We start from the raw sequence: 4806 nt of genomic DNA, 5'->3' as shown, positions 1-4806 counted from the left end.
GCCGGGCACGATCGAGGTCACGTTGGTCCATCGCCAGGTCTGTCCGTACTTGAGCCACTGCATGACCGCGTAGAGCCGGGCCCGGTACGACAGCAGGACGCGCCCGACCAGCCGAAGCCCCTGCGGATGCCAGCCGGACTTCGCATAGCCCGCCAGCGCCACCACCTCGGGCTCATCCAGCAATGGAAGCCCGCGCTCGAGGTAATGCTCGTCCAGCGCGGTGTCGGCGTCGAGGATAAGGAGTACCTCGAACCTCGACGGGATGTCGAAGAACTCGAGTGCCGCTTCGATGCCCCCTGCCTTCCCGCGGCCCGGTTCGAGCTCCAGGACGTGCGCTCCGGTGGCGCGGGCGATCTTCGCCGTGGTGTCGGTGCAGCCGTCGGCCACGACGTGGATCTGCGTAATAGCGACCAGGCGCAGCGCCGATCGGATCGTGTTCGCGATGACGGGCGCCTCGTTGTGGGCGGGAATCAGCACTGCCACGTCCTTGGGCACCAGCCCGTTCCGAGCGCCGTGATCCCGCGCGACGTACGCTCGCCACCGGTCGGAGACGAGCCGGACCCCGCCGACGGCCGTCCACAACGCCAGATTGACGCCGAGCAGGAAGATCAGCGGCAGCACGCGCATCGCCCTGTGACCTATCTATACGAGACATCCTCGAGGATGGGGTCCACCCGAACCAAGCTCCGGCGTTGCGCCAGGATCTCGCTCGTCTGTCTCCCGCAGGTGAAGAGCATGTCGATCGCCGCGATCCCGGGGACGAAGCCGTCTCCGATCTGTTCGTAGACCGGGTGGTCGAAAGACTGGGCGTCGACGGTGATCCCGGCGCTGGCGAGCTTCCACCACTCCACCCGCTGATCGGTGTCGTACGTGCTGGTGAGGTGCACGTTGCCGCCGACAGCCCGGACGAGTCGGACCAGCCGATCGGCCCGGTCCCCGGCGTGCGGCAACGTGCTCGCCCGCACGACGCGCACAGACGCCTCCAGATAGCCGCACAGCGCCTCGATGAGCTCGACGTTGAGATCCACGAGCCGGTCCTGATCGCGTGCATAAACCCGCTCGATCACGCCGAAGACCTCGTCGAAGTACGGCGTCGCCCCGTACGCCAGGCGTAGCGTCCGCAGGTGCCGCCGACGGAACGGCTGCGCGTTCTCGATCCGGACATCCGAGATGGTCTGCTGGACGCCCTTGACGTGCACCACCGGCACCGAGAGCCAGGCGAGGCCGTGGTGTGTCTTCACCCTCTGCCGGGCGTGGTACTCCGACTTGGTGTACTGGACGGTGTCGTAGGCGACGTACACGTCGCTTGCCAAGATCTTGTCCAGCAACTTCAGCCACGGCATGAAGTTCGGCTGGTGAATCGATACGGTGAGCTCTCCCATGGTCGGCACTCCTAGAACACGCCGCGGAGCAGGCCGAAGCCCTCCGCGGCATAGGCACTGATCTCCCGCCCGCGGACCTGTGTGGCGAGCTCGAGGCTCTCCGGACTCCCGTGATAGATCGGCGGCCGCACCTGCGAGAGGTGAGACCGCATGGCCCGGATCTTGACGTCGAGGAAATCGGAGATGTCGATGTAACACGTCGGTTGGAACCGGGCCTGGCCGATCGGCCAGAACAGCGACGTATTGTCATACGCGAGCACCCACGGCACCACCGGCCGCACCGCCGGAACCCCAGGACGGGTGGCCGTGACGCAGGCACGATACAGAGCCTCGTGGTCCTGGTTGTAACTGACCGCCGGGATCATGATCATGGTCGGCCGCACCCGCTCGATGGCCAGCCTGCCGTCCGTCTCCAGCAGCCGGACCAGCTCCTTGCGGGGCACCGTGTCGAGTGCGAGATGCTTGCCCACGTCGTCGAAGAGCAGATCCCAGGCGTCCACCTTCAACAACCGCATGACGGCGTCGAACTCGCTCAGCCTGGTCTCGTGGTCCACCGCCTTGGTGCGCCCACCGTCGTCATCGGCGCTGAAATGAACCACGTCGCCGGAAGTCGCGAGCACGACGTAGACCTCGCCACCCAGGGCCTTGATGCGAGCGATGCTGCCGGCGCACCCGTAGGTCTCGTCGTCCGCATGCGGCGTGACCACCAACAACCGCTGTTGAGAAAGAAAGTCGTCACCGAACACGGCCGCCTCCTGACCGGGCCGCCCGCGGGCGAGCGGGGCGCGCGGCCCCGCCCCCCGACCGAGCCCACGCACTAAGCCTGAACTCGTCGACGATGCTGAGGATGATGTCGTCCAGGCACAGCGCCGGGTCGAAGCCGATGAGCTCGCGTGCCCGAGAGATGTCCGGAACCCGGCGCATGGTGTCCTCGAAACCGTCACCGTATGCCTGCGCGTACGCGACGTACCGGATCGTGCTCGCCGAGCCGGTCAGCCGGATCACCCGCTCGGCCAGCTCCCGGATCGATACCTCTTCCGGCCGGCCGATGTTGAACACACCGCCGTACGCGTCCGGTTGTTCGGCCAACGCGATCAGACCATCCGCGGCGTCGTACACGTGGCAGAAGCTACGTGTCTGGCTGCCGTCGCCGTAGACGGTCAGCGGGCGGCCTCGCATGGCGAGATCGACGAACCGCGGCATGACCATGCCGTAGCGCCCTGTCTGCCGAGGGCCGGTGACGTTGAACAGTCTGGCGATCACGATCGGTGCGCCGTGTTCGCTGAACAGCAGGAACGCCAGGGTCTCGTCGAGCGCCTTGGCCTCCGCATAGGACCAGCGTTTGACCAGCGGCGACCCCAGGATCCGATCCTGGTCCTCACACAGAATCGGAGCCGTGCTCTTCCCATAGACCTCGCTGGTGGACGCCAGCACCGTACGCGTGCCGTGTCGTGCCGCACTCTGCAGGACGTTCTCCGTGCCGTGCACGTTCGTCCGCAGGCCGTCGAGCGACCGGTTCAGGATCAGGTGAACCCCGACGGCCGCCGCCAGATGGAACGCGACGTCCGACGCCTCGACCAGGTCGTCGACCAGCGCGGCGTCGAGAATGGATCCTTTGACGAGCTCGAAGCCCAGGTGGTCGTTCAGATGAGCCAGGTTGTCGGCGTCACCGGTCGACATATCGTCCAGCGCCACGACCTGATGTCCCTGCATAAGCACACGTTCGGCAAGGTGGCTACCGATGAAACCCGCGCCGCCCGTCACCAATGCCCTCATCGTTGCTCCCTCGCAACAACTGATCCGCGCCCCGTGTCCCACCATTGGAGCGATCAAGGACCAGTTAGCCAGCCCACCCGTGACACGTGTGTGACTGCGGCGTGATCGTCCACATCAGCGACCGGCGCCGACCGGACTCGTGGCCAGCCGTCATACCCGAACCGTCAACGACGTGGGCGTGCGCTGGGGTTTCAGGGTCAAAGGTGAACGCGCCGGTCTGGTTGACCGTCGCCCCGACCACTTCGTCACCGGGGGCCCGGCTTCGGCCCGTGTTCAACGTCGCATTCGGTGGCTGATCAGCGTCTGCATCACCAGCGAGACGATGATGACCAAACCGAAGAAGAGCTGTGTGTAGAAGCCGTCGATGCCCGCGCTGATCACGCCGGCCTGGATCGAACCGACCATCAGCGCCCCGAGGAACGTGCCGAAGACGGTCCCGATGCCGCCGAACACCGATGTGCCGCCCAGGAACACCGCGGCGATCGGCAGCAGCAGTGAGCCGTCACCCAGCGTGGGCCACAGGTACGACGACTGCATACTCGCCACCAGGCCGCTGAACGCGGCGACGACGCCGAGCGTACAGAACGCCGTCATCTTCACCCGGACGACGCGGACGCCCATCAGACGGGCGCTGTCCGCGTTGTCCCCCACGACGAAGAGGTGCGCACCGAACCGGGTACGGTTCAGCACCACCCACAACACCACGGCGATCACCACCATCCAGACGAACTCGTTCGGGATCCCGGCCGTCTGCCCGTTCAGGATGTCCCGCAGGCCGCTGAAGTCGTCGTCGGTCAACGGGACGCCGGTGCCATCCAGCAGAGCCAGCTCGATGCCGCGGAAGAAGAACATCGTCCCGAGGGTGATGACCAGCGACGGAATACCGAGGATCGCCACCAGGAACCCGTTGAACAGGCCGCAGACTCCGCCGACCAGTAGGCAGGCCACGATGGCCAGCGGCACACTGCCGGTGTACTCGTGGACGCGGACGAACCCGACCATGCCCAGGGCCATCACGGAGACGAACGACAGGTCCATCTCCCGGGTGATGACGACGAAGGTCAACGCCAGCGCCATCATGCCCCACAGCGGCGTGCTGATTCCGAAGGAGCTGTAGATGCGCGAGTTGAGGAACACGTCAGGGGCAGCCACCACGAAGATCGTCCACATGACGATGGCGATGCCAATCGTGCCTGTGGTCAGCGCGTGCCGCCGGAGGAACAGCCGAGTGCTGATCCGCGGCACCGGCTCTGCTTCGGTCTGCTCCTGCGGCGGGATACCTGTCTTCGCCATCTCAGTCCTCCAGGCTTCCGGTTCGGGCTACCGCACGCAGCCGATCCGTCAGCTGGTCGAGCGTGACGTCGGCGGGCACGAACTCTCCCGCGACCCGCCCACGATCCAGCACGACCAGCCGATCCACCACCGGGTACACGTGGTACACGTTGTGGTCGATGAAGACCGCGGACCCCCCGCCGTCCTTGATGGAGCGGACGAAGTCGAGCGTCTTCTGCGTCTCCGACAGCGACAGCCCCATGGTCGGCTCGTCCAACAGAACCAGTCGCGCTTCGAAGTGCAATGCGCGCGTGATGGCCACGCCCTGCTTCTCGCCTCCCGACATGGTCTGCACCACGTTGTCCGGATGGACCGC

At 66.1% G+C, this 4806-nt stretch carries 6 protein-coding genes; all 6 read right to left on the bottom strand.

Annotation, left to right across the window (positions count from 1 at the left end):
• Positions 1 to 627, bottom strand: a 627-nt coding sequence (locus tag ELR45_RS15450; protein WP_165367797.1) for a glycosyltransferase family 2 protein, incomplete at its 3' end; no start/stop codon positions are given.
• Positions 628 to 638: 11 nt separating this feature from the next.
• On the bottom strand, positions 639 to 1382 hold the full coding sequence (locus ELR45_RS15445) for a WbqC family protein (RefSeq protein ID WP_129667216.1): 744 nt from the start codon (positions 1380 to 1382) through the stop codon (positions 639 to 641).
• An 11-nt stretch (positions 1383 to 1393) separates the two neighbouring features.
• On the bottom strand, positions 1394 to 2128 hold the full coding sequence (locus tag ELR45_RS15440; RefSeq protein ID WP_165367796.1) for a PIG-L deacetylase family protein: 735 nt from the start codon (positions 2126 to 2128) through the stop codon (positions 1394 to 1396).
• Positions 2118 to 3158, bottom strand: a complete 1041-nt coding sequence (locus ELR45_RS15435; protein WP_129667214.1) for an NAD-dependent epimerase/dehydratase family protein — start codon at positions 3156 to 3158, stop codon at positions 2118 to 2120. The genes ELR45_RS15440 and ELR45_RS15435 overlap by 11 nt, the downstream gene beginning before the upstream one ends.
• A 273-nt stretch (positions 3159 to 3431) precedes the next feature.
• Positions 3432 to 4451: an ABC transporter permease gene (locus tag ELR45_RS15430; RefSeq protein WP_129667213.1), complete on the bottom strand. Its 1020-nt coding sequence runs from the start codon at positions 4449 to 4451 to the stop codon at positions 3432 to 3434.
• A gap of 1 nt (position 4452) precedes the next feature.
• On the bottom strand, positions 4453 to 4806 hold a 354-nt coding region (locus ELR45_RS37935), incomplete at its 5' end, for an ATP-binding cassette domain-containing protein (protein WP_205856648.1).

Source organism: Phytoactinopolyspora endophytica, assembly GCF_004138495.1.
In the GTDB taxonomy this organism is placed as follows: domain Bacteria; phylum Actinomycetota; class Actinomycetes; order Jiangellales; family Jiangellaceae; genus Phytoactinopolyspora; species Phytoactinopolyspora endophytica.
This window is presented reverse-complemented; position numbering and strand designations above follow the sequence as displayed.